Genomic DNA, 23,571 nt, shown 5'->3' with positions numbered 1-23,571 from the left:
CTTAAACAAAGAGAATTTAACTTTATGCTAAGAGACTGAACGAACAGCAAGTTTATCAATAGATGGTCAATATGTAACAACCAGATTACTGTTAAATATAGATGATTCAATTCTACAATTTATTGAAGATGAGCCTATGTGTGCATATGAAAGAAATGATCAAAGGGGTTTTATAAAGTTGAGATTTATAAGTGGGATACGTATTTTAAGGAAGAACCACCAGACTTCGTGTCTGGCCTTTTTTGATATTTGCACAAAAAAGCCAACTCCTTTTATAAACGAAATTGGCTTTTATATTATCTACTCCCACTCAATCGTAGCAGGCGGCTTACTCGTAATATCATACACCACGCGGTTCACATGCTTCACTTCATTCACGATACGAGTTGAGATCTTTTCAAGTACATCCCAAGGGATTCTTGCCCAGTCACTCGTCATCCCATCAATCGAAGTAACAGCACGGATGCCGATTGTGTAGTCGTATGTTCTTGCGTCACCCATAACACCTACGCTGCGGATGTCTGGGAGAACCGTGAAGTATTGCCAGATGTCGCGCTCAAGGCCGAAGTTGGCAATTTCTTCGCGTAGAATCGCATCCGATTCACGGACGATTTCTAGTTTTTCTTCAGAAATTTCACCTAGTACACGGATACCTAGTCCTGGACCTGGGAAAGGCTGTCTCCAGACGATGTCGTCAGGAATGCCTAGCTCTGAACCTAGGGCACGGACTTCATCTTTGAATAGCGTATTCAAAGGCTCAATCAATTCGAACTGCATGTCTTCTGGAAGACCGCCTACGTTGTGGTGAGATTTGATTGTTTGTGCCGTTGCTGTTCCGCTCTCAATGATATCTGTGTAAAGTGTTCCTTGTGCTAAGTAGTCGATTCCTTTTAGCTTGTCCGATTCATCATCGAATACATAGATGAATTCGTTACCGATGATTTTACGTTTTTGCTCAGGATCAGACACACCTTTTAGCTTGTTTAAGAAACGATCTTTCGCATCTACTTTAATCACGTTCATGTTGAAACCTTCGCTAAATGTCTTCATAACCCCTTCTGCTTCGCCTTTGCGAAGAAGACCGTGGTCAACGAAAATACATGTCAGCTGATCGCCGATGGCTTTGTGGATCAATACCGCCACAACAGATGAATCTACACCGCCGCTTAGTGCGCACAATACTTGTTTGTCGCCTACTGTTTCACGGATTTTCTGCATTTCGATTTCAATGAAGTTCTCCATTGACCATTTGCCATCGCAGTCACACACGCCGAAGACAAAGTTTTTCAATAGGTCATTTCCGTACTCAGAGTGACGAACCTCTGGGTGGAACTGAACACCATAGAAATTCTTCTCAGCTAAGCTCATCGCTGAGTTTGGACAATGTGCACTTGTTGCATCAACTGTAAAGCCTTCTGGTACTTCAACAACGAGGTCACCATGGCTCATCCATACGACTTGATCAGTCGGAAGGTCTTTAAATAAAGCAGGGGTTCCATTAATGTGGATATCTGCTTTTCCATATTCACGCTGGCTTGCCGCTTCTACTTTCCCGCCTAAATAGTGAGTCATGAGCTGCATGCCGTAGCAAATGCCTAGAACCGGAATATCTAGATCAAAAATCTTTTCATCACAGCGGAAAGATCCTTCATCATAAACACTGTTTGGTCCGCCAGAAAGGATGATTCCTTTAGGCGCCATTTCTTTAATTTCTTCAGCAGTTAAAGTGTGCGGATGAAGCTCACTGTACACACCAAATTCACGAATACGGCGTGTGATCAGCTGATTGTACTGACTGCCGAAATCTAGAACCAAAATCATTTCATTGACTAAATTTGTCATGGTGTCACCTCTATGTCCAATATAGTTTTTTATAAACGCACAGAAAAAATGAGAGGAGAAAACCTGCTCTCAGTGTGAATCACGCTTTTGAAGCGCCCAGACTCACATCCGAACGCTTCAATTTCATGTATTTTAGAAGGTTTTAATATTCACCTATTCTAACAACAGGAAGGTACGCGGTCAAGACTATCTCCTGTTTATTAAATTTTCCCATAACTTTGCCGATTGCCGCCAAAGCACCGTCGCATCCTCTCGTCGATAGAGTGCCCGCTCATAGAGCTGCGTCAGATCTGACATGCGATGATCTCCTTCGTTGTCATCGATCAAAGAAGCAAATTCTCTTAGCGTCATGCCAGGTTTTTTCTCAATTCCCCTGCGCTTCAGCTGCTTTAATAGAGCAGCATACGCATAGAAGAATGCTTCCTCCTCTGGCAGACGTTTCACCTTTCTCACAATAAAGAATGGTAGCCATCTTGCTCTGAATCGATAAAGAAGCCAGCTTATCAATCCTAGAAGGACCATAGCTCCTATCGCGAAACCCAAGATTGAACCAACATGCACCATATTAGGCTTCGCTTGCGCTGTTTGTTTCTTTGGTTCTGCCGGCTGCTCTGTCTCCTGCTGTGGCTGTTCTGCCTGCTGATCTTCGCTTGCATCAGAGCTAGACTGATCTTCTTCCTTTTGATCATCATCTGTCTGATCGCTAGAAACAGCTTCATTCGTAAATGTTTCTGGGTTCGTAAATCCTTTTGTCGGTTCGAAGGTCACCCAGCCTCTGTTTGGAAAATACACCTCTACCCATGAATGCGCATTGTTATTGGTTACTTCATACACATTGTTTCCATCCATCTGTGTTTCATATAATTGACCTGACGTGTACCCTTTCACCCATCTCGCCGGAATCCCGATCGAACGGAGCATCACAATCATAGAGGATGAAAAATTATCACAGTAACCGATCATCGTATCAAACAAAAATTGATCCACATAATCTTCATTACGACTAGGCACAGCGACATTTTGCGTTTCATATGAAAACTTCGCTGACCCTAAGTAATCCTCAATCGCTTTAGCCTTATCGTACATATTATCCTTCGTTTCCGTTAAGCTGTTTGCCAATGTTTTCACTCGCTCTGGCAATGAGGAAGGAAGCTGCAAGTATTCACGGCCAACCTCCTGATTGACCTGCTTCTTTGTCGGTACTTTGATTCTCTGCAAATCCTCAAGGATAAATGTAGGAGACAAGAAGGTGACTTGGTAGTTCCCTAAATTTTTCGGCGGATTTTGAATGGATGGGACAATTTTCTCCGTTTTCCCCATCATTTGCAACGGGATGTTTTCCATTGGCATCAGCATGATCGTCCCAATCGGATAGACGGCATGATTAAATCGATAGTTTGATTCCAGATCGACTCTCGTTTCGTGCACCTCTGTTTTTACACGCTCGGTAAACCAACGATTCCGCACACTGTTCTCTTTTAGCCGCGTAGGCTTCGTATCATTTGAGGCATCCTCCCAGCCCTTTCCGGTATAGATACTTTTTGTTTCAACACGAAAGTAAGACGGCTCCTTTCCGCTCCATTTAAAGACCGGTGTGCGGTCCTCACTAAACGGTCCGCCAAGCGACGAATCATCTGTACTATATCCCACCTTATTCTGTCCGGCAGAGCCATCTTGATTCGTCACCGCCTTAAAAAATGGGACAGGATCAGGCCATTTCGGATCAGACTTTGGTAAAGAAGCGCCGAGTGTCGCTGACAGAAGAACGAGCGCCAGCATGGGCAAAAACCACTTTAGGCGCGCCTTCTGCGACACCCGAATACCTTCAGCCGAACGCAGTCGGTCGAAATACAGCAACCCAAGCAAACAAAAACCAAACACCATAATGCGAACGATCGCAAAGGTTGCATCATATGGCGTAAACGTATCCAGAATGGTGACATACACAATCGTCATGAGTAAAAAGAAAAAGATACGCTGCTGATAGACCACCCAATAATGAAGCAAGTAGACAAGCAGCCATAGCAAAATATAAAACAATAATGTGCGGAAGGAGGGGTACATGTCACTCCACATGCCTGTGCTCATGAAGGTGATATTATCTTTGATATCAGCAAATAAAGCAGCCGGATAGCTTGGCTCTGCTTGATAAAAGATCAAATATAAGGCGAGCAAAATCAAGCCAGTACAAATAGGAAATGTCACATACCACTTCAAACGAAAGAATGTAAACAAACATGTAAGCCCTATAAAAATGATGAAATAAGACGTATGACTCGTCTCTGTAAAATCTTGAAGCGGTCGAAGCCACTCCCAAAGCAGCAGAAATGCTACAGCATAATAGATGAACAACTCAAAACGGCTTTGCCGCTGATGCGTATGCAGCATAAATGTTTGTCACCTCACAGTTCTTTCGTGTAGCCGGTCTTCAAATAAAACGGTCGTGCGTATTCCAGATGCCTTGAGCCGGTCTACAAGCTGTTTTTCTTTTGTCGTGAATCGATCCACTGCTCTCTTCACTAAAAGAACAATGATGTTCTTTCTGTTTCGATTCCCAAAGAGACTCGCAGCAAGCTCCTCATGAAGCTGACCCGTGACGACATATTTTCCAGAATGCTGATACTCACTCGCTGCTAACGCCTTATATTCTTGTACGCGAGAAGGTTGATGCTGCACTCTTGTTAAATAATAAAGCATGTCCTGTAAATGAAGTTCTCCTTGATCCACTCGAAAGGCATGCGGATCTCCTAGAGGTACAAGACCTGACGGTAACCCTTTTTTCACTGCCGATTGTAGAACAGACGCTGCAATAGACACGACGGTCTCAAATACCGCTTCGTCGGTAAAATCAGCAAACACGACAAGATCCTTTGTTTGATTCTGTTCAAATTCCTTCGTCATCAGCTGACCCCTTCTAGCCGTCGTCTTCCAGTCCACCCAAGCAAAACGGTCGCCTTGCTGATATTCCCTTACGCCTGTTGTCACATGGGTCGGTTCATTTAACCACGAGTGAACCGCTTTGCCTCCATTTTCATTCAATGACTCAGCAGACTCCACCTGAAGATCGAGGATTTTCGGATAAACAAGCAGCTTTTTTTCTAACGGAATGATGACTTCTTTCTCCACAAAACCAAACATATCACCCGTTTTGATTCGAACTGCTGACAAATGATGTTCCCCGCGCATGACATCATTCAATTGATAGGAAAAACGCCACGTTTTCCGAAACCAAGGAAACAGCATTTGCTTCATCTCAATTTGTTCCTTTAAATGAAAGGTATCTGGTGGATCATCCTCAATCAAGACGTAAACGTATGGAAATGGATTTGTCCGCTTGATTTCAAGGTCAACGGACAGTACGTCTCCCGCCTTCAAGCGGGTTTGCTGTAAAGTCCTTTTCGCTGTCACTCTCAACGGAACGAGCGCAAACAGCAAAGCATACAAAGTATATGGTAAAAATGCATAAAAAAGGAACCAGCTCACAAACCCTCCCTGAAACATGGCATAACAAAAGACTGCCGCAGTGAGGATGATGAGCATCATCACCCGTAACCATAATGAAAAAGCGAAACGATGACCTAATTTCATTGAGTCATCGACTTTTGAACTGGCACGCCAATTTGCTCAAGCATTTGTCGCAGCAGTGTCTCCGCCTTCTTCCCTTCGTACGTCGCTTCTGAAGTCAAAATCATTCGATGCGGCAATGTATAAGACGCCAAATACTGTACATCATCAGGAATCACATAATCGCGCCGATTCAACAGTGCATACGCCTGAGCCGCTTTCATGAGGGCGATCGATCCCCTTGGACTCACACCTAGATAAACAGATGGATGCTGCCGCGTCGCTTGTGCAATTTCCACAATATATTCTTTAATGGATGCATCCACATGAATGGTCTGAACCGCTTGCTGCAACGCATGGATATGATCCTTGGTCATGACTGCTTGGAGCGTATCAATCGGGGACTGCTTTTCCTGCAAGTTGAGCACCTCCAGCTCCTCCAGCATGGTCGGATACCCCATTTGCAGCTTGAATAAAAACCGGTCCATTTGTGCTTCTGGCAGCGGATAAGTCCCTTCATATTCCACTGGATTCTGCGTAGCCATGACGAAAAAAGGATCAGCAAGCAGCATTGTTTCTCCGTCCACTGTAACACTGCCTTCCTCCATCGCTTCGAGCAATGCAGACTGTGTTTTGGGAGAGGTCCGGTTGATCTCATCAGCCAAAATAATCTGCCCCATAATGGGTCCTTGCCTAAATTCAAATTCATTTGTCTTTTTATTATAAATCGACACACCTGTCACATCTGAAGGCAAAAGGTCAGGAGTAAATTGGATTCTCTTAAACTCACAGCCAATGGATTTTGCCAAAGCACGAACCATCATCGTCTTCCCAACGCCAGGCACATCCTCTAGTAGCACATGCCCCTTCGCCAAAATCGCAACAAGGCTTAATATCGCAATGTCTTTCTTCCCAACCATGACTTTATTGATGTTATCTACGATTTTTTGTAAATCTGAATGCATCGGTTCATCAAATGCCATCCTGATCCTCCTATCACGTTTCCGTTAAATTTCATATAGTCTAACTTTACCATACAACGCGCAATAGCATAAAACATCAACACGTAGAAAAAAAGAAGCCTTCTCACGATGGAAAAGACTTCTTCTCTTCTTTTGGCTCACCTGCTGGCTCCATATGAACATGAGAGTGTAAAATATCATGTTCCTTCTTCATTCTACGTTCGATCTCATCTGCAATATCATGGCTTTCTGCAATGTTCAAGTGCGGCTCGACCTCCACTACTACATCCACATGGACCGTACTTCCGAGATACCGTGCCTTAATATCTTTCAAATCGCCCACCCCAGGTGTTGCTTCAATGGTCTCTTTATATTTGGACATATCTTTTATATGAAAACCGTCCGTTAACGAATGAGAAGCATCTCTGAAAATCTCCCACGCCGTTTTACAAATAATGAGGCCAATCACAAACGCTGCAAGCGTATCAATCCATGCCAGTTGAAATTGAGAGGCGATAATCCCTACAAATGTTCCGATACTCACATACGCATCTGATTTATTATCAGCAGCTGCTGCATGAAGAGCTTGGCTATTGATCCGTTTGGACAGATTGCGGTTGTAAATATACACACCATACATCACCACAGCACTTCCTGCTGCCGTCCAAGCTGCGATCATATCAGGCGTTTGATGCTCAGATGAGAAGAGCGACTGGCCTGCACTCAGCAGAACCTGAAGTCCAACAAGCATCATAATAAAGGACGCCACAAGAGACGCAATATTCTCTGCTCTAAAATGACCGTATGGATGATCTTCATCAGGCGGCTTTTGAGAAATACGCAACCCAATCAACACTGCAAGGGATGCAATAATATCCGTCGTATTATTCAATCCATCTGCCGAAAGAGCCTCTGAATGAAACGTATACCCAATTAGAAGTTTCACCGCAGATAAGATCACATAGGCAATGATGCTGACCCAAGCACCTGTTTCACCTTGTCTTAATTCGTTATAGCGCTCCATGTCGAACCGCGCCTCCTCACACATCACTTTTCTATTATTTATCTTACAAAGCAAAGCCCGTGTGGGTCTACAGCAACATGATTCGCTTGTGTCAGCAAAATAGGATACATAGAAATGTGTTGACCTAAGTAAACTTATTTTTATAAGGTCAATTGACCTCAAGACCTACTCCCACCAACCTTTTTCCAATTCACTCTGTGATGATCGTATTGGCAATATCACTCTTTCTGGTAAATTATCAGAATAATTTTATTTTGAGACACAACTTCTCCCATCCGATCTTATGCTATTTTTAAGAATGAACAGAGGAAAAAGAGGGAACATAATCTCTCAAATCCTTTATACTTTTTAACATCATGTTAAGAGGTTTGAAATGTCAGTTTGATAACCTGTCCAATGCTGAATGACAATTCAGTATGATAAAATTTAAAATATTCTAAAAACAAATTCTCTATGAAGAGAAATGTTTGGAGGTAAAGACATGTCCAACATGACAAACGGTCTTCAAAAAAATCTTAAAACAAGACATATTTCAATGATCTCCATTGCTGGGGTTATTGGCGCAGGGCTATTTGTTGGTAGCGGCGCTGTCATTCATTCTGCAGGACCTGGATCCATTCTTTCCTATTCTTTTGCCGGACTTCTCGTGATCTTTATTATGAGAATGCTTGGAGAAATGGCATGCGCCTATCCGACAAGCGGTTCCTTCTCACAGTATGCGAGCGATGCCATCGGTCCATGGGCCGGTTTTACAATTGGCTGGCTTTATTGGTTCTTCTGGGTGATTGTCATCGCCATCGAAGCCATTGCTGGTGCTGCCATTATTCAGTATTGGTATGGAGATGCACCTGTTTGGCTCACAAGTCTTATCCTCACTATCCTCTTAACATTAACAAATATCTTTTCTGTTAAATCTTTTGGCGAATTTGAATATTGGTTCTCATTAATAAAAGTCGTCAGCATTATTCTCTTTCTACTCATCGGTTTTGCATTTATCTTTGGTTTTGGTGGTCATCATACTGTAGGTCTTGCCAATTTAACGGGGAACGGCGGTTTCCTTCCAAATGGATTCAGCTCTGTTTTACTCGGAATTGTCGTCGTCATCTTTTCCTTCATGGGAACCGAGATTGTGGCAATAGCTGCCGGAGAATCAGCAGACCCGGTCAAGTCTGTGACAACAGCTACACGTTCTGTTGTATGGCGTATTATCATATTCTACGTCGGTTCCATCGCTGTCGTTGTGACCTTGCTTCCATGGAATTCAGCGAATATTTTAACAAGCCCGTTCGTTGCGGTATTAGAATACATCGGCGTTCCATCAGCTGCTCAAGTGATGAACGTCATTGTTTTAACAGCCGTTCTATCTTGCTTAAACTCCGGATTGTACACAACGTCCAGAATGCTTTATTCATTGGCTGAAAGAGGTGAAGCACCGAAACGCTTTATGAAAATCAGCAAACGTGGTGTTCCTGTAGCGGCTACAGTCGCAGGCACCTTCTTTTCCTACATTGCCGTCATGATGAACTACTTTTATCCTGAAACCATCTTTTTGTTCTTAGTCAACGCATCCGGCGCCATTGCCCTTCTTGTCTATTTGGTCATTGCTGTTTCACAATTAAGAATGCGCCGTAAAATCGAAAAAGAAAATCCAGAACAGCTCAAAATCAAAATGTGGCTGTTCCCATATCTCACGTACTTTACCATTTTGATCATTTGCGCCATCTTGGTATCGATGCTGTTTATCGAATCAATGAGACCGCAGCTCATTTTGACGAGTATCATTACCTTCGGTGTGCTTGCCGCTTATTTCATCTTTAAACCGAATAAAAAAGTGCCTGCAAATGCAGCGCTTGAAAATAAACATCCGTAAAGTTCCCGCTGAAAAGCGGGTTTTTTATTTTATTCACCTATTTTGATGTCCGCACTTATACTGTATCAAATTGGATTTTAAGTGAGGATTAGATAACATGAACCTAGAAAAATTTGTTGACGAGCTGCCAATTCCAGAAATTGCGGAGCCCGTCAAAAAGAACCCAAAACAAACGTATTATGAAATCGCTATGGAGGAGGTATTTCTAAAAGTTCATAGAGACCTGCCCCCAACCAAGCTATGGACCTATAATGGCAGTTTGCCTGGTCCAACCATTCATGCGAATCGAAATGAAAAAGTCAAAGTGAAATGGATGAACAAATTGCCACTTAAGCATTTTCTACCGGTCGATCACACCATTCACGAAGGCCATCATGATGAACCAGAAGTCAAAACCGTCGTTCATTTACATGGCGGCGTCACACCAGCAAGCAGTGACGGCTATCCAGAGGCTTGGTTTTCACGAGACTTTGAAGCAACCGGCCCCTTCTTTGAACGAGAGGTGTACGAATACCCAAATCATCAGCAAGCCTGCACATTGTGGTATCACGATCATGCGATGGCATTGACACGATTAAATGTGTACGCCGGATTAGCTGGATTTTATTTGATTTCAGATGCGTTTGAAAAATCACTAGAATTACCGAAGGGTGAGTATGATATTCCGCTAATGATCATGGACCGTACGTTTCAGGAGGATGGCGCACTGTTTTATCCAAGCAGACCAAACAACACGCCAGAAGACAGTGACATACCAGATCCGTCCATCGTGCCCTTCTTTTGCGGAGAAACCATTTTGGTCAATGGAAAAGTATGGCCGTATTTAGAAGTAGAGCCGCGAAAATACCGTTTTCGTATTTTAAATGCGTCCAATACAAGAACTTACGAGCTGCATCTAGACAACGATGCGACGATTTTGCAAATTGGATCTGATGGCGGCTTTTTGCCAAGACCTGTTCACCATCAATCCTTTAGCATTGCTCCTGCTGAGCGATTTGATGTCATCATCGATTTTTCAGCTTACGAAAACAAAACGATCATCCTAAAAAATAAAGCTGGCTGCGGACAGGAAGTGAATCCTGAAACAGATGCCAACATCATGCAATTTAAAGTCACACGGCCGCTAAAAGGTAGAGCACCTAAAACATTACGGCCTATCTTCAAACCGCTCCCACCACTTCGACCTAGTCGAGCTGATAAAGAGCGTACGCTCACTCTTACCGGTACACAGGATAAATACGGTCGCCCCATTTTATTGCTCGATAACCATTTTTGGAATGACCCTGTCACGGAAAATCCTCGGCTTGGCAGTGTAGAGGTTTGGTCCATCGTCAATCCAACAAGGGTCACACATCCTATTCATTTACACCTTGTTCAATTCAGAGTGATAGACAGAAGACCATTTGATACAGAGGTCTATCAATCGACAGGGGACATTGTGTATACAGGACCAAACGAAGCACCTCCTTTACATGAACAAGGCTACAAGGACACCATTCAAGCGCATGCCGGTGAAGTCATTCGGATCATCGCTCGCTTTGTTCCATACAGCGGCAGGTATGTGTGGCATTGTCATATATTAGAGCACGAGGATTATGACATGATGCGGCCGATGGATATTATTTAGTAACATGAAACCGATCTCCCGTCACATGCGTAAACACATGTATTGAGTACATCATTGGGAAGGGCTAACAGACAGCGATATATTAGCCCTTTCCTTCCTTTTCATTGAATCATTCTAAAATAAAACAATGCATGACTTGAAATGACATTTATTTGTACATTCAACACTTAAAAATTTGGAGCAGCAAACCGATAATACTACTATATACCCATTGCATCTATCAAAAGGCACATAAGCCACAATGAACGAACAAATGGAAAATTGCGATAAAAAACGGAGGAGTTCAATTTGAATGAAGAAAAAGAGACTTGCCAGATCACACAAGAAACAGCGGCAGGTAACATAGAGAAGCTTTCAATTCAGGAAAACGAGAGCATTCTGTCAAATATTGAACAGCTAACAATTGAACTCGGTGAACAAAAAGAATTCAACCACTTCATTTTAGATGAAAAACAAAAGGCCATTAGCACATTATCTGCCCTCATCACAAAAGGCGATAATGATGAAGAATTAAAGACTCATTTTGAACAAGCATTACATATCGGACTTTCTGTCATAGAGATCATGGAGATTATTAAGCACTGTACAAAAGTTGCTGGATTCCCTCACTCCATTAATGCCCTGTTTATCTTTCAAAACTTATTAGACAATAACACCAAATAAATCAGAGAAAACGAGAAGCATCTGTCCTCTCGTTTTTTTATGTCCACTCATATTACTCTCTTTCTTTTCCTCTGTCACTTAAGCAAAATATGAAAATACCGCACGTTTCCCACCTTAAAAACTGATTCCCCTTACATAAATTCCTTAATTTCTGCAACATGTCAAACGGCAAAATAAAAAAACGTCCAGTTATATAAAAATAACTGAACGTACCCTTTATCGATTGACAGTGAAATTGTTAACAATCCCGCCATCCTTCTCCCAAACGGCTTCCACTGTTTTCTTCTTGATATTGTATTCAAATATCGTTCTTACCTTTGCTTTTCGTCCGGTGTCATCCTTTAATTCCTTTGCGTTTTTAGCAACACCTAAGAAATAAACAGAAGACCCATCCGTAGAAAATTGCGGCTGTGCGGCACTTAAAATATGCACATCCTTACTGTTCTTAACGAGTGTCGCCTGTTTTCCTGTTTCTACATCAAGCATTTTAATAGAGGCTACTTCTTTTTCGTTTCGCACCTTCACTTCTGTATAAATCAATGTCTTATGATCTGGTGAAAATGAAATATCATTAATCGTTTGCGAGATACGTGCAATTCGCTTCCCCTTCGTGCCTGTTTGAACGGTGATCTTCATGGTCGTTGGTTCAGGGTCTCTTCCCTTTTCATTCGCTTCATCGGTTTTCTTGTAATCTTCTTTTAAGGAATAATGCTGGATTGCCAGAAGGTTTGACGCCGGATCATATGCAAAAGAACTTACCGTGTCATCCTTACTTTTCTCTGGATACAATACCTTCACTTTGTGTGTATTTACATCAAACATAGCGACATAAAATTGTTCCCCAGAATCCTTATTATACCTAAGATATAACTGTTCCCCGTCTCCAGACAGCCTCATACTGTCGATGGAATCTTCACTCGTAAATAGCGTTTTTTCTTCATCCGTTTTTACATTCAGTTCTCGAATACTCACTTTTTGCGTGTCTTCATCCGTATACGTGTAATATAAAAGCTGTTTCGTAGAATCATAAGCAATCGAAGGATAGGCTGTCAGTTTCTCCGTATGAAGCGCCCGGTCATGCAAGTAATACGTATTGTTTAACTGTTGATCTGTAAATGAAACGAGTAATTCGTCTTTTGCATCCTGATTTGTTTTCACTTTTACCGCATGCTTCGGCTCTTGCCCCGGCTTCATCATAAAGAAAATGATGGCCGCAATCACTGCGACTCCGATGGCCGTGATGATCCACCATGTTGATTTTTTCATTGCCTTTCAGACCCTCTCTACAAGAAAAGAAGCCAGAAAATGAACTTTTCCCGCTTCTTTGCATGCCTATGTATTAATAAGTGTAATGTCCTTTTACGACACCTTTACTTGTTTTAAACCCTAGTGCTTTGAATGCTTTTGGGCTGACGTCTAATACAGCGTTTGGCATTCTACCTACATCATATTTATATACTGTAATCACTTTATGTGGTTTCGCTTTTGTTGTCACTCTTAGTTTTGTACCTTTTTTTGGTACGTCAAATCCCATTTTAGTTGCTGCATCCCAATGACCGAGTTTTTTTCCATCTGCGCCTTTTTTACCGACACCATTATACCAAGTAATATTGCCGCTTACTTTTTTTGCACTTGCTCCATGTGAGAAACTAAACGCCAAAAATAAACTAGCTACTGTTACGATTGTCGCGATAAGCTTTTTATTCATTAAAAAATCCTCCGTATTTGGTTTCTGCACTTATTATACATGAAGATGCCCCCAATTATTTTACAGTCACATTACAATTCGAATACAAGTTGACCACTTTTTTATGACCGATTTTGTTCACAAAAAATACCAAAATCAGCCAGAACAATGTAAGTAGCCCCTCTCTTTCATTGTATATAATAAAAGTGAATCCAATATAAGGAGGAATTTTTATGAAAAAGTGGTTCATTGTTTTGAGTGTGAGTTTGGCCTTCGTTTTGATGCTTTCAAGTCTACCTGCCTCAGCAGCTGGTCCCCGTCACGGTGCGATTGTGACACAAACGGATGAGGCCAAATGGTCAGGTATCTCTGCTGATATTGTGCTTCCGAAAACAGCGACGATTAAAAATGGATATGCTGACTGGTATCTCGGTCTTGGTTCTGCCGTTATAGAGAGCGGTATTTCAAAAACGTCTTCTGGCTATAAGGTCTTTCTTGGCAGTGGCTCACAAGGCGGCAGTCAATACTGGAACAGTGAATACGATACGAACATTAAGGATGGCGCACGTGTCAACTTAAAGCTCATCAACAATGGTGATGGCACGGTGTCACTATATGTCAATGGGAAATTGCGTTACAAACAGCCTGTTTTCAACCCTAGCCGTCTGAAAAACTTTGATGTTGTCAAAATGGTACACGGTGTTCAGGATAATGGAGCAAACAGCTACACACAAGCAAGCTTCTCGAATGTACAGCTTCGTGCAGATACATCAGGAAGCGTCTATAAAAAATGGGATGGGTCCATCAAATCATCGCTTTTACGTAAAAATTTAGAATCAGGTGCTGCGGCTCCTAAATTCACCGTCATTTCTTCTGTTCCATTAAGTACAAGCCTTTCAGCACAATAAGAAAAAAGCGCCCTTTTTGGGTGCTTCAGATTGTTGACAAAGGGCTAAAATGATCTTTATTTTAGCCCTTTGTCTTCTTTTCAGCGTGATAGAAAACCTTTGAAGTCTAGGAAGGACGAGCATCGGAGCGGAGCGAATTTGACATTCGTGAGCACCGGAGCGCAGACCTGACAACGAATGCGAAGGTTTGTCTACACGCTGAAGCGCCCTTTTTGGGTGCTTTTTATTGTTCACAGCTTATCAACACTTCTCTTTTAATCAAAACAAGGATTCGTGGTAACATAAACATACATACTTCGAAGAAAAAAGGAGAACGAACGTGAAAAAAAGTCTACTTGTTTTCATGAGCCTAGTTGCAAGTCTCTTCATGCTAGCAGCTTGCTCAAATACGACAAACGAACAAAAAACAGAAACGAAGGCACTTCCAACGATCAATGAACGCATTCAAAAAGAAACGAAAGAAGTCATGGAACAGTCTAAACTCATAAAAGACACAGCGATTACCGTTGATCAAAAGAAAAAAGTCATTTCATTAAACGTGATCGCTTCCTCTGACACCAATAGTGATTACGCTGAAGTCATCGGTTTAAACTTTGCCAAGACACTGGCCATTGGAGCTTCAACTGAAAAAGAAAACAACCTGCACAAACCGGAAAATGACAGCCTTGGTGCTCTGTATTCTTTTTACGACCTAAACATCACCGTGAAACAAGAAAACGGCAAAGTGCTGGCAAAGGGAACGAAAAAAACAAATGAAACAAAAATCACTTGGGAAAGAGCCCAGTAATTTATGATTTTTTACGATAAAAAAGCTTGTAGAGGATTGATCGCTCTACAAGCTTTTTTCAAGTTTATACAGACAAATCATCTCTCATCGCATCGACCAGTGTGTGAATATCTGAGTGAGCCCACGATGCTAATCGTACCAACAAATCATCGATACACTCATACAAATGGTGTTCCCTCAAAATATACTCCTTATAAAATGGAATGACAAAGAAATAGAGCAAATCAGCCAATTCAAGTGCAACGTTATCGTCATCCTCATCTTCTAACGCCTGTCCAACACTTTGAATCAGCCACTTCAAATCTGCTTTCTTTTCAATCGGAACATACATCAGTTGATGAATAATATCCGTATCCTTCGTTTGTAAAATCCGCTCAGCCGCTTCCTTTGACAGCGCCCCAATTTCTGTAGAAGATATATTCACAACAGCTAATTCACCCTCTGATCTCACTCGATTCATTTGCAGCAAGTTTTGGTCCATTTCGACTCACTCCCCATTCTCAGATACTTTTATTATAAGGAATTGATCTGATCTTTTATGGAAATAGTGGATTTTTTTATGTAATTTTAAAGAAAATGTGACATTATAAACCAAGGTATCTCATATCTCTCAAAACAAAAAAACACTCTTGATCATAAGAGTGCTTTTCTCATACGTCCTTTACCTTCTCTTTCATCGCCTTAGCCATTTCCACTTCTCCCTCTGCTTCCAACTTTTCAATAATGTGAGCATAATCCCTTTCATGGCGATTTTGGCTTAATTTAAAAGCAGCCTGAACTTCATCAATGATGATTTTAAAGCCTACAATGCCTTTCATTTGTTTCTCTAACAGTTCATCAGACAACGTATGCCATAACACTGGTTGTTCTCTATGGCTTTCGTATGTCTCCAGCATCGTTGTTAATTCTTTGACCAGTTCCGATTTTTCAAGCAGTTTAGCCTTTCCATAAACATGAACAGCTTGGTAATTCCATGTCGGTACTGCTTCTTTTTCATACCATGAAGAGGATATGTAGGCATGCGGCCCTTGAAAAATCACAAGCACCTGCTCATTCTCTTCAAACGTTTTCCACTGAGGATTCCCAATGGCCATATGCCCTGAGATCACAAACGAATCTTCAATTTGAAGAAAACTCACTGGGATATGTGTCGCAATGGGCTTTCCATCCATCGTGGTCACAACTGTTGCAAATGAATGTGATTGAATAAATGCTTTTACTTCCTCCATATCTTTCACTTGAAAAAATGATGGAATATGCATGTTCCCTTCCCCCTTTTTGATCAGCTAAGTGTTTTGGTCATAATGAGGTCCAATTGTTCTTCGTCTCCCAAAAGGAAGGCGTGCACCCCTGTTTGAACAAACCCAAGCTTTTGATAAAATGCGATGGCCGCTTTGTTGTGCTCCCACACCCCAAGCCAAACATCACGTTTATGATATTTCTTCGCGATCTCAAAGGCTTGATTGATTAAATATCGGCCTAATCCTTGTTTTTGAAAGGACTGCTTGATATAAATTCTTTCAATCTCTAACGCTTCACTTCCCATCTCTTCTGACTGCGCATCCTCCATATTGACCTTCAAATAACCAGCAACTTCGCCATTCACTTGAACAAAATAGAACTGTGAAAATGGATGATGTAATTCTTTTAACAGCTGGTTTGGATGAAAGGCTGTCTTTACGTAAGCATCGATATTTTCGGCTTCGTTTGGATCCTGAAAGGTTTCTTTAAACGTGTCGCTGCCGACTTTTTGCAGCTCTTTTACATGCTGATCATTACACGGAATAAAAGTAACGGTCATTGAAGTCATCACTCCTCATCATTTAGTAGCGTCTCTTATTTCCTTTTTTCACATAATCCCAATCTTTTTCGATATTTTGTCTCACCCTGATGAGATACTCATTTATCTGTTCCACTTCCTCTTCAGAAAATCCATCCAGCGCTACTTGATTCGAGTAATCATGTTCTCGTTTGATCAGTGGATATATGGCTTTCCCTTTATCGGTTGGACACAGCTTTTTGATTTTTTTATTCACCGGGTCATCTTTCTTCTCAATAAAACCATGAAGCTCTAGTTTTTTGATAGCACGGGCAGCCGTTGTTCGATCCACCTTGATCATTTCCGCTAGCTTTTCCTGAATGATGCCCGGCTCCTCACAAATACGCACAAGATACAAATACTGCCCCTTCGTTAAATCGTACTCTTTAAATTCAATATTACTAATGGAATCAAGCGCCCGAGCAATCACGCCGATTTCTCGTAAAATCTCTTTCATTTATCACGACTCCTTTTTGTTGCATTTACAATAAATCATTAAAATTAGTATAGTTCATTAATGTTGTATTTGCAATAAAAAAACCCACTTCCTCTGTAGAAGTGGGTTGCAACCTCTTATTTATCACGCTTCTTCGATCCAAACAATCCAAACACGACGGCCAGTGCAACAATAATCGCCACCCAAGTCGTCAAGCCCATACGATCACCGCTTTTCTTTTTATAATCATATTTTAGGTAAAGATTCATAAAATCATTATCTCTTATGTTAACGAATGAGAGGCGGTGAAGGTTTCAGTTCATCAGAAATCGTGACCAAATTCATGAAGACAAAACAAAAACCCCTATATTTCAAGGGGTTTTCGAGGGTGTTACATCATGCCACCCATTCCGCCCATGCCGCCCATATCCGGCATTCCGCCGCCTGAGCCGCCTTCTTCTGGTTTGTCAGCAACGACTGCTTCAGTTGTTAGAAGCATTGCTGCAACAGAAGCTGCGTTTTGAAGTGCAGAGCGAGTTACTTTTGTTGGGTCAACGATTCCTTTTTCGATCATGTTTACCCATTCGTTTGTTGCTGCGTTGAAGCCTACGCCAATTTCTTCGTTTTTCAAGCGCTCAACGATGACTGATCCTTCAAGACCTGCGTTGTGAGCGATTTGGCGGATTGGCTCTTCAAGAGAACGTAGAACGATGTTTACACCTGTTTGAACGTCACCATCAGCTTTGATTGAAGCGACTTTTTTGTATACATTCACAAGTGCTGTACCACCACCGGATACGATACCTTCTTCAACTGCTGCACGAGTTGAGTTGAGTGCATCCTCGATGCGTAGTTTACGCTCTTTTAGTTCTGTTTCAGTTGCAGCACCAACTTTGATGACAGCGACGCCACCAGCTAGTTTTGCAAGACGTTCTTGTAATTTTTCTTTATCGAATTCAGAAGTTGTTTCTTCTACTTGTGCACGGATTTGGTTCACACGTGCTGAGATTTGAGCAGAATCTCCTGAACCTTCTACGATGGTTGTGTTTTCTTTTGTCACAACGACTTTAGAAGCGCGGCCAAGCTGACCGATTTCAGTTGATTTCAGGTCAAGTCCTAGATCTTCTGTGATTAACTCTCCGCCAGTTAGAACAGAGATATCTTCAAGCATTGCTTTACGACGATCACCGAATCCAGGTGCTTTTACTGCCACTGCGTTGAATGTTCCACGAAGTTTGTTCACAACAAGTGTTGCAAGTGCTTCGCCTTCTACATCTTCAGCAATGAGCAATAATGGTTTTCCTTGTTGTACAACTTGCTCAAGTACAGGAAGGATTTCTTGAATGTTTGTGATTTTTTTATCAGTGATTAAGATGTAAGGATTTTCAAGAACCGCTTCCATCTTATCAGAATCCGTCACCATGTATGGTGAAGCATATCCGCGGTCAAACTGCATTCCTTCAACCACTTCAAGCTCAGTTGTGAATCCTTTAGATTCTTCGATTGTGATCACGCCGTCGTTACCTACACGCTCCATTGCTTCAGCGATTAGGCTTCCAACTTCTTCATCTGCTGCAGAAATAGACGCAACTTGAGCAATTGATTCTTTGCCTTCGATTGGTTTAGAAATCTCGTGCAAGCCTTCAAGTGCTACTTTCACTGCTTCTTCGATCCCTTTACGAACGCCAACAGGGTTTGCACCAGCTGTTACGTTTTTAAGACCTTCACGGATCATCGCTTGAGCTAGAACTGTTGCAGTCGTTGTACCGTCACCAGCTACGTCGTTTGTTTTGCTTGCAACTTCAGCCACAAGTTTTGCACCCATGTTTTCAAATGCATCTTCTAATTCGATTTCTTTTGCGATCGTTACACCATCATTTGTGATAAGTGGAGAACCGAATTTTTTCTCAAGAACCACGTTACGTCCTTTAGGTCCTAAAGTTACTTTTACAGCATCTGCAAGTGCATCTACACCACGTAGCATCGCGCGACGTGCTTCTTCACTGAACTTAATATCTTTTGCCATAATAACGAAACCTCCTCAGTCTTTTTAAAAATGTATCTCAATGTTTTTTATGTGATTAACCAATAACAGCTAAAATGTCGCTCTCACGAAGGATTAAATATTCTTTGCCTTCATATTTCACTTCAGTGCCTGCATATTTTGAGAAGATAATGCGGTCGCCTGTGTTTACTTCTAACGCAACGCGCTCACCACTTTCAAGTACACGGCCTGAACCTGCTGCAACAATTTTACCTTCTTGCGGTTTTTCTTTTGCAGAATTCGGTAACACAATACCGCTAGCGGTTTTTTCCTCAGATTCAACGAGTTCAATGATTACGCGATCGCCTAATGGCTTTAACATAAGAAACAACCTCCTCAATTTTTATATGTAGTCTTTTTTTAGCACTCATCACCAGTGAGTGCTAACACATTTATTATAATAAAGAATGTCTTCTGTAATTTCAAGTAAAAACCTTTAAAAATTTTTACGCTTTCATGATCTTTTTTCAACTCAGATTCTTTCCTTTTCATCGAAAAAGAAGACTTGTGTTACAATAAATCTAGTTCTTTTAGTAAAGGGGTTTTCGTTACTTGAAAAAACAATATTGGTACATCATCTTAACGTATATATTGGTGCAGGTTTCTGCGTTTCCGTATGTGTTCATTATGAAGTGGTTAGGTTACATTCAGACACCGATGACACAAGCAGAGCTCTCTAAATTGTCAGGTACATGGACAATCATCAGCTTCTGTGTCGGATTAATCATTATTCTGCTCATCCTTCGGACTGTGCCAAGAGCTTCACTTCGAAATGAAGAACCGGCTTCAGTCGGCGCGGCAATCGCTTGGATCATTGTCGGTTTCTTTCTATCACTTCTAACTCAATCGATTGCAGGAATGATTGAACAATATGCATTCGGCATTGGACGTGAGTCAGAAAACACGCAAAATATCTTATCTATTATGGATGCTTTTCCTTTTCTGGTTGTTATTATTGCACTAATTGGACCGATACTTGAGGAGATTATTTTCCGAAAAATCGTTTTTGGTGTAATTTATGAAAGGTCGAATTTTTTTATTGCGGCACTTGTTAGTTCAGTATTTTTCGCTGCTGCACATTCTGATTTTGACCACTTCTTTCTTTATACCGCAATGGGCTTTACCTTTGCCTTTTTATATGCGAAAACAAAACGAATCATTGTTCCAATCGGTGCTCATATGCTGATGAATTCGCTCGTTATTCTTGTGCAGATTGAGCCAGTAAGAAAAATGATTGAAGAACAATCTCAAACAATGCAAATGATTATTGGAGGCTTTTTCTCATGAGAAACCCTGTTGTATGGGGCATCATTTATTTTGCCGTAGGTGTGGCTTTCACCTATATGGCCATTCAAAATCCAGGTGACATGTGGTCATTTTACAGCATTTTGCTGATGGTGTTTGCGGCCTATAATATCAATATCGCGCTTAAAATGTTTGCCTTCTCTGTCAAACTCAAAAAACAGCAGCAAAAATAAATCAAAAACCATTTTCCGCACTTGGAAAATGGTTTTTTTATGGAGGACAAGTTTTCATGGAACAAGAAAAACTGAACATCTTAAATAAGCAGCATGAAACGATTGGAGTTACAACCCGTTCAGATGTCCACACCCGAGGCCTTTGGCATGAAACCTTTCATTTCTGGCTTCTCAAAAAGGAACATGACACCGTATATCTCTATTTTCAGCTAAGAAGTCCCGCAAAAAAGGATTTTCCTTCTCTGTTTGATATCACCGCAGCAGGTCACCTTCTAGCAAATGAACAGCCTTCTGACGGTGTGAGAGAGGTAGAAGAAGAGCTTGGTCTTACTGTCCCTTTTGAAGATCTAGCCTTTGCAGGTGTTATACAGGATGAAATTCATCTACCCGATTTGACTGATCGTGAATGTTGCCATGCCTATCTTTACGTCCATCAAGAAGAGCAGATGAACATTCAATTACAAAAAGAAGAAGTCGCTGGACTTTACAGAGCAAAACTAATGGATGCACAGCAGCTTTTCACTAGAAAATGTGACAACATGCAGCTGGAGGGCTTTGAAGTTGATGAATTCGGAGAACGACGTGAGAAAAGCAGAGTAGTCTGTATACAAGATTTTGTCCCGCATGAGACTGCCTATTATCAGCATCTATTTCAAGCGATCAATCAATTCCTTTCACAATAGAAAAAGCATCGTGACCCTTATTCGGATCACGATGCTTTTTTTTATGTGACATCATAACTTTCTTTCTCCTCTGTTTGCTGCATTTTGCGATAGGTCACTCTCGAAATGACGATACTCACTTCGTATAAAACGAGCATCGGCAAGGTGACCATGAGGTGAGAAACAAGCTCTGGTGGTGTAATGAGTGCGGCAATGACAAGGAGGACAAAATAGGCATACTTCCGTATTTTTGATAAAAACATCGGTGTGATGATGCCAAGTCTTGTGAGAAACATCAACACAACGGGCATCTGAAACAAAAAGCCAAATGGAAGTGTTAACTGCATCAGAAATGTAAAATACTCATGAATCCCAATGACTTGCTCTACATTTAAATCATTCGACATTCGCATCATAAAATCAACGACAAACGGAAACAAAATAAAATAAGAGAAAGCCACACCGCTCAAAAATAAAAGCAGTGCAATCGGAATATAAGCAAGTGTCACCTTTCTTTCTTTTTCATATAAGCCGGGGCTCACAAACGCCCAAAGCTGATATAAAATCACGGGACACGTCAAAACCAAAGCAATGACAAATGCGAACTGCATAAACACGTACAGCGGATCTGTGAGCTTAAATGCATTCAGTGTCAGTGTGGCCGCTTCATCGGTATTTTGTAAATACACAATGACCGGCTTAGCAAGAAAAAAACCAGCCACCATAAAGGCGACAAAAAACATCGCAATGATCACTAAACGTTTTCGCAGTTCCACAATATGCTCCATAAGCGGCATATCTTTGACATTCATGAAGCTCATCCTATTCTACTGATCTTCTTTTTTCTTTTTTTCTTCCTGATCATCAGCTAAACCTTTTGTGGCATTTTTGAATTCACGTAATGTATCTCCTGCTGCTCTTCCTAATTCAGGAAGCTTTTTCGGCCCAAAAATAATGAGCGCAACAATCGCAATCAGAACCAAACTTCCAGGACCGATCGGACCCATTTGCTCCACCCCCTTTACCACTTTTCGTCAATCCTCCTGTGTAACAGAGTAATGCTTTAAGAAATACACAAGTGACTGAAGTTCAACCGCCAAATCTATATGATGAATTCGAATGTGTTCCGGCACATTCAATCGAGCCGGCGTAAAATTAAGGATCCCTTTGATGCCAAGGGCAATCAAACGATCTGTAATGGGTTGAGCTGCTACGGCAGGTACTGTCAAAATAGCAACAGGTATATCCCCTACCTCTTGAACATGCTCTTCAAGCTTATCCAAATCATAGACAGGCACGCCGCCTATCTCACTTCCTATTTTACTCTCATTGACGTCAAAAGCCATCGAAATTTTTGTATTATTGTTTTTGATGAAATTATAGTGTAAAAATGCAGTCCCTAAATTCCCGACACCGATGAGCATGACATTGGTCATTTCATCTTGGTCAAGTGTCTTTCTGAAGAAGGTCAAAAGGTAATCGACATTATAGCCATACCCCTTCTTCCCAAGTGCACCAAAGTATGAAAAATCTCGGCGAATGGTAGCAGAATCCACTTTGACTGCATCACTAAGCTCTGCTGATGACACCCTTTGTTTTCCTGATGCATGCAGATTTTTTAAAAAACGGTAATATAGCGGCAAACGTTTGGCTGTCGCTTGTGGAATTTTTGACTGATCTATATTCATATAAGGTCCTCCAACTTAAATATCAGATGCTCTGTGAAAATCACCGTTTTTCCCACCTGTCTTTTCAATTAAATAGGTAGGACCGATGATCATGCCTTTATCAATCGCTTTGCACATGTCGTAAACGGTCAGTGCACATACTGAAGCAGAAGTGAGCGCTTCCATCTCAACACCCGTACTTCCTTTTGTTTTCACCTGTACTTGTATGTTCAGAATGTGCGCATTTCCGTCTTCCTCCCAATCAAAGGAGATATCCACGCCTTTTAGTGCAAGCGGATGACACATTGGAATGATGGTAGATGTTTGCTTTGCTGCCATGATGCCAGCAACCTGTGCAACAGACAGCACATCCCCTTTTCCAATTTCACGTTGCTCTATTTTATGAAACACTTCTTTTATCATACGAACACTTGAAGCAGCAACAGCGGTTCTCACAGTAGACGATTTGTCACTAATGTCGACCATCTTTGCTCTTCCCTGTTCGTTAAAGTGGCTAAATTGACTCATTTT

26 protein-coding genes are annotated in these 23,571 nt (G+C 41.5%); 8 read left to right on the top strand and 18 right to left on the bottom strand.

The genetic code is table 11. The features are described 5' to 3' along the window. Positions 1-300: 300 nt before the first annotated feature. The 5 genes from guaA to MKY83_RS03070 form a co-directional block, all read right to left on the bottom strand. A complete protein-coding gene (guaA, locus tag MKY83_RS03090) occupies positions 301-1,842 on the bottom strand; it encodes a glutamine-hydrolyzing GMP synthase (protein WP_012009093.1) in 1,542 nt (513 codons plus the stop codon). Between the two features lie 186 nt (positions 1,843-2,028). After that, on the bottom strand, positions 2,029-4,230 hold the full coding sequence (locus MKY83_RS03085; protein ID WP_065099128.1) for a transglutaminaseTgpA domain-containing protein: 2,202 nt from the start codon (positions 4,228-4,230) through the stop codon (positions 2,029-2,031). A gap of 9 nt (positions 4,231-4,239) precedes the next feature. Next, positions 4,240-5,325 (bottom strand): DUF58 domain-containing protein, encoded by a 1,086-nt coding sequence (locus MKY83_RS03080; RefSeq protein WP_223252858.1) that lies wholly within the window; start codon positions 5,323-5,325, stop codon positions 4,240-4,242. A gap of 101 nt (positions 5,326-5,426) precedes the next feature. Continuing rightward, positions 5,427-6,389, bottom strand: coding sequence for a MoxR family ATPase (locus tag MKY83_RS03075; protein ID WP_003214081.1), 963 nt, complete (start codon positions 6,387-6,389; stop codon positions 5,427-5,429). A 103-nt stretch (positions 6,390-6,492) separates the two neighbouring features. Next, a complete protein-coding gene (locus tag MKY83_RS03070) occupies positions 6,493-7,392 on the bottom strand; it encodes a cation diffusion facilitator family transporter (protein WP_044141457.1) in 900 nt (299 codons plus the stop codon). A gap of 481 nt (positions 7,393-7,873) precedes the next feature. On the opposite strand from MKY83_RS03070, the gene gabP reads away from it, so the two are divergent. From gabP to MKY83_RS03055, 3 genes are all read left to right on the top strand, one after another. Then, the gene (gabP, locus tag MKY83_RS03065) at positions 7,874-9,262 is read left to right on the top strand and encodes a GABA permease (RefSeq protein ID WP_065099126.1); all 1,389 of its coding nucleotides are present in this window, start codon (positions 7,874-7,876) and stop codon (positions 9,260-9,262) included. Positions 9,263-9,359: 97 nt separating this feature from the next. Beyond that, the gene (locus MKY83_RS03060) at positions 9,360-10,889 is read left to right on the top strand and encodes a multicopper oxidase family protein (protein ID WP_065099125.1); all 1,530 of its coding nucleotides are present in this window, start codon (positions 9,360-9,362) and stop codon (positions 10,887-10,889) included. Between the two features lie 288 nt (positions 10,890-11,177). Further along, positions 11,178-11,552 (top strand): carboxymuconolactone decarboxylase family protein, encoded by a 375-nt coding sequence (locus MKY83_RS03055; protein WP_065099124.1) that lies wholly within the window; start codon positions 11,178-11,180, stop codon positions 11,550-11,552. Positions 11,553-11,768: 216 nt separating this feature from the next. Here the strand turns inward: MKY83_RS03055 and MKY83_RS03050 are convergent, their stop codons facing one another. Next, on the bottom strand, positions 11,769-12,818 hold the full coding sequence (locus MKY83_RS03050; protein WP_065099123.1) for a hypothetical protein: 1,050 nt from the start codon (positions 12,816-12,818) through the stop codon (positions 11,769-11,771). Between the two features lie 73 nt (positions 12,819-12,891). Then, the gene (locus tag MKY83_RS03045; RefSeq protein WP_044141453.1) at positions 12,892-13,260 is read right to left on the bottom strand and encodes a septal ring lytic transglycosylase RlpA family protein; all 369 of its coding nucleotides are present in this window, start codon (positions 13,258-13,260) and stop codon (positions 12,892-12,894) included. A 212-nt stretch (positions 13,261-13,472) separates the two neighbouring features. Here MKY83_RS03045 and MKY83_RS03040 point away from each other — a divergent pair, with 212 nt between their 5' ends. Together MKY83_RS03040 and MKY83_RS03035 are read left to right on the top strand one after the other, a co-directional pair. Next, a complete protein-coding gene (locus MKY83_RS03040; RefSeq protein WP_065099122.1) occupies positions 13,473-14,147 on the top strand; it encodes a hypothetical protein in 675 nt (224 codons plus the stop codon). 319 nt (positions 14,148-14,466) lie between these two features. Further along, positions 14,467-14,934, top strand: a complete 468-nt coding sequence (locus tag MKY83_RS03035; RefSeq protein WP_065099121.1) for a hypothetical protein — start codon at positions 14,467-14,469, stop codon at positions 14,932-14,934. A gap of 64 nt (positions 14,935-14,998) precedes the next feature. On the opposite strand, the gene MKY83_RS03030 is transcribed toward MKY83_RS03035, so the two are convergent. The 7 genes from MKY83_RS03030 to groES all read right to left on the bottom strand — a co-directional run bounded on the left by MKY83_RS03030 (position 14,999) and on the right by groES (position 19,555). Further along, positions 14,999-15,415 carry a hypothetical protein gene (locus MKY83_RS03030; protein WP_065099120.1) on the bottom strand — a complete coding sequence of 139 codons (417 nt, stop codon included), beginning with the start codon at positions 15,413-15,415 and terminating at the stop codon, positions 14,999-15,001. Between the two features lie 169 nt (positions 15,416-15,584). Next, positions 15,585-16,196, bottom strand: a complete 612-nt coding sequence (locus tag MKY83_RS03025; RefSeq protein WP_065099119.1) for an FMN-binding negative transcriptional regulator — start codon at positions 16,194-16,196, stop codon at positions 15,585-15,587. A 20-nt stretch (positions 16,197-16,216) separates the two neighbouring features. Beyond that, entirely contained in the window at positions 16,217-16,735 is a 519-nt protein-coding gene (locus tag MKY83_RS03020; protein WP_065099118.1) for a GNAT family N-acetyltransferase, read from the bottom strand. A gap of 22 nt (positions 16,736-16,757) precedes the next feature. Next, positions 16,758-17,210, bottom strand: a complete 453-nt coding sequence (locus tag MKY83_RS03015; protein WP_044141446.1) for a MarR family transcriptional regulator — start codon at positions 17,208-17,210, stop codon at positions 16,758-16,760. A 116-nt stretch (positions 17,211-17,326) separates the two neighbouring features. Beyond that, a complete protein-coding gene (locus MKY83_RS03010; protein WP_258395145.1) occupies positions 17,327-17,458 on the bottom strand; it encodes a hypothetical protein in 132 nt (43 codons plus the stop codon). Between the two features lie 122 nt (positions 17,459-17,580). Beyond that, positions 17,581-19,215 carry a chaperonin GroEL gene (gene groL / locus MKY83_RS03005; RefSeq protein ID WP_065099117.1) on the bottom strand — a complete coding sequence of 545 codons (1,635 nt, stop codon included), beginning with the start codon at positions 19,213-19,215 and terminating at the stop codon, positions 17,581-17,583. A gap of 55 nt (positions 19,216-19,270) precedes the next feature. Next, complete coding sequence (groES, locus tag MKY83_RS03000) at positions 19,271-19,555, bottom strand: co-chaperone GroES (protein WP_342488125.1); 285 nt, start codon at positions 19,553-19,555, stop codon at positions 19,271-19,273. Positions 19,556-19,785: 230 nt separating this feature from the next. Between groES and MKY83_RS02995 the strand changes: the two genes are divergently transcribed. From MKY83_RS02995 to MKY83_RS02985, 3 genes are read left to right on the top strand one after another with little or no spacing between them, the layout of a single operon-like run. After that, positions 19,786-20,520 carry a CPBP family intramembrane glutamic endopeptidase gene (locus tag MKY83_RS02995; protein ID WP_065099116.1) on the top strand — a complete coding sequence of 245 codons (735 nt, stop codon included), beginning with the start codon at positions 19,786-19,788 and terminating at the stop codon, positions 20,518-20,520. After that, positions 20,517-20,711, top strand: coding sequence for a YdiK family protein (locus MKY83_RS02990; RefSeq protein ID WP_003213897.1), 195 nt, complete (start codon positions 20,517-20,519; stop codon positions 20,709-20,711). The genes MKY83_RS02995 and MKY83_RS02990 overlap by 4 nt, the downstream gene beginning before the upstream one ends. A 56-nt stretch (positions 20,712-20,767) precedes the next feature. Continuing rightward, positions 20,768-21,394 (top strand): NUDIX domain-containing protein, encoded by a 627-nt coding sequence (locus MKY83_RS02985; protein WP_065099115.1) that lies wholly within the window; start codon positions 20,768-20,770, stop codon positions 21,392-21,394. Between the two features lie 41 nt (positions 21,395-21,435). Here MKY83_RS02985 and tatC read toward each other — a convergent pair whose 3' ends face one another. From tatC to moaC, 4 genes are read right to left on the bottom strand one after another with little or no spacing between them, the layout of a single operon-like run. Then, a complete protein-coding gene (gene tatC, locus MKY83_RS02980; protein ID WP_095117754.1) occupies positions 21,436-22,194 on the bottom strand; it encodes a twin-arginine translocase subunit TatC in 759 nt (252 codons plus the stop codon). 6 nt (positions 22,195-22,200) lie between these two features. Next, entirely contained in the window at positions 22,201-22,380 is a 180-nt protein-coding gene (locus MKY83_RS02975; RefSeq protein WP_003214302.1) for a twin-arginine translocase TatA/TatE family subunit, read from the bottom strand. Positions 22,381-22,407: 27 nt separating this feature from the next. Beyond that, on the bottom strand, positions 22,408-23,061 hold the full coding sequence (locus MKY83_RS02970) for a redox-sensing transcriptional repressor Rex (RefSeq protein WP_003214118.1): 654 nt from the start codon (positions 23,059-23,061) through the stop codon (positions 22,408-22,410). Positions 23,062-23,076: 15 nt separating this feature from the next. Further along, positions 23,077-23,568 (bottom strand): cyclic pyranopterin monophosphate synthase MoaC, encoded by a 492-nt coding sequence (moaC, locus tag MKY83_RS02965; RefSeq protein ID WP_003214058.1) that lies wholly within the window; start codon positions 23,566-23,568, stop codon positions 23,077-23,079. Positions 23,569-23,571 lie beyond the last annotated feature (3 nt).

The organism is Bacillus sp. FSL M8-0266 (assembly GCF_038613425.1).
Taxonomy (GTDB): Bacteria; Bacillota; Bacilli; order Bacillales; family Bacillaceae; genus Bacillus; species Bacillus pumilus.
The sequence above is the reverse complement of the archived record's forward strand: the minus strand, read 5'-3'. Positions and strand labels throughout refer to the sequence as shown.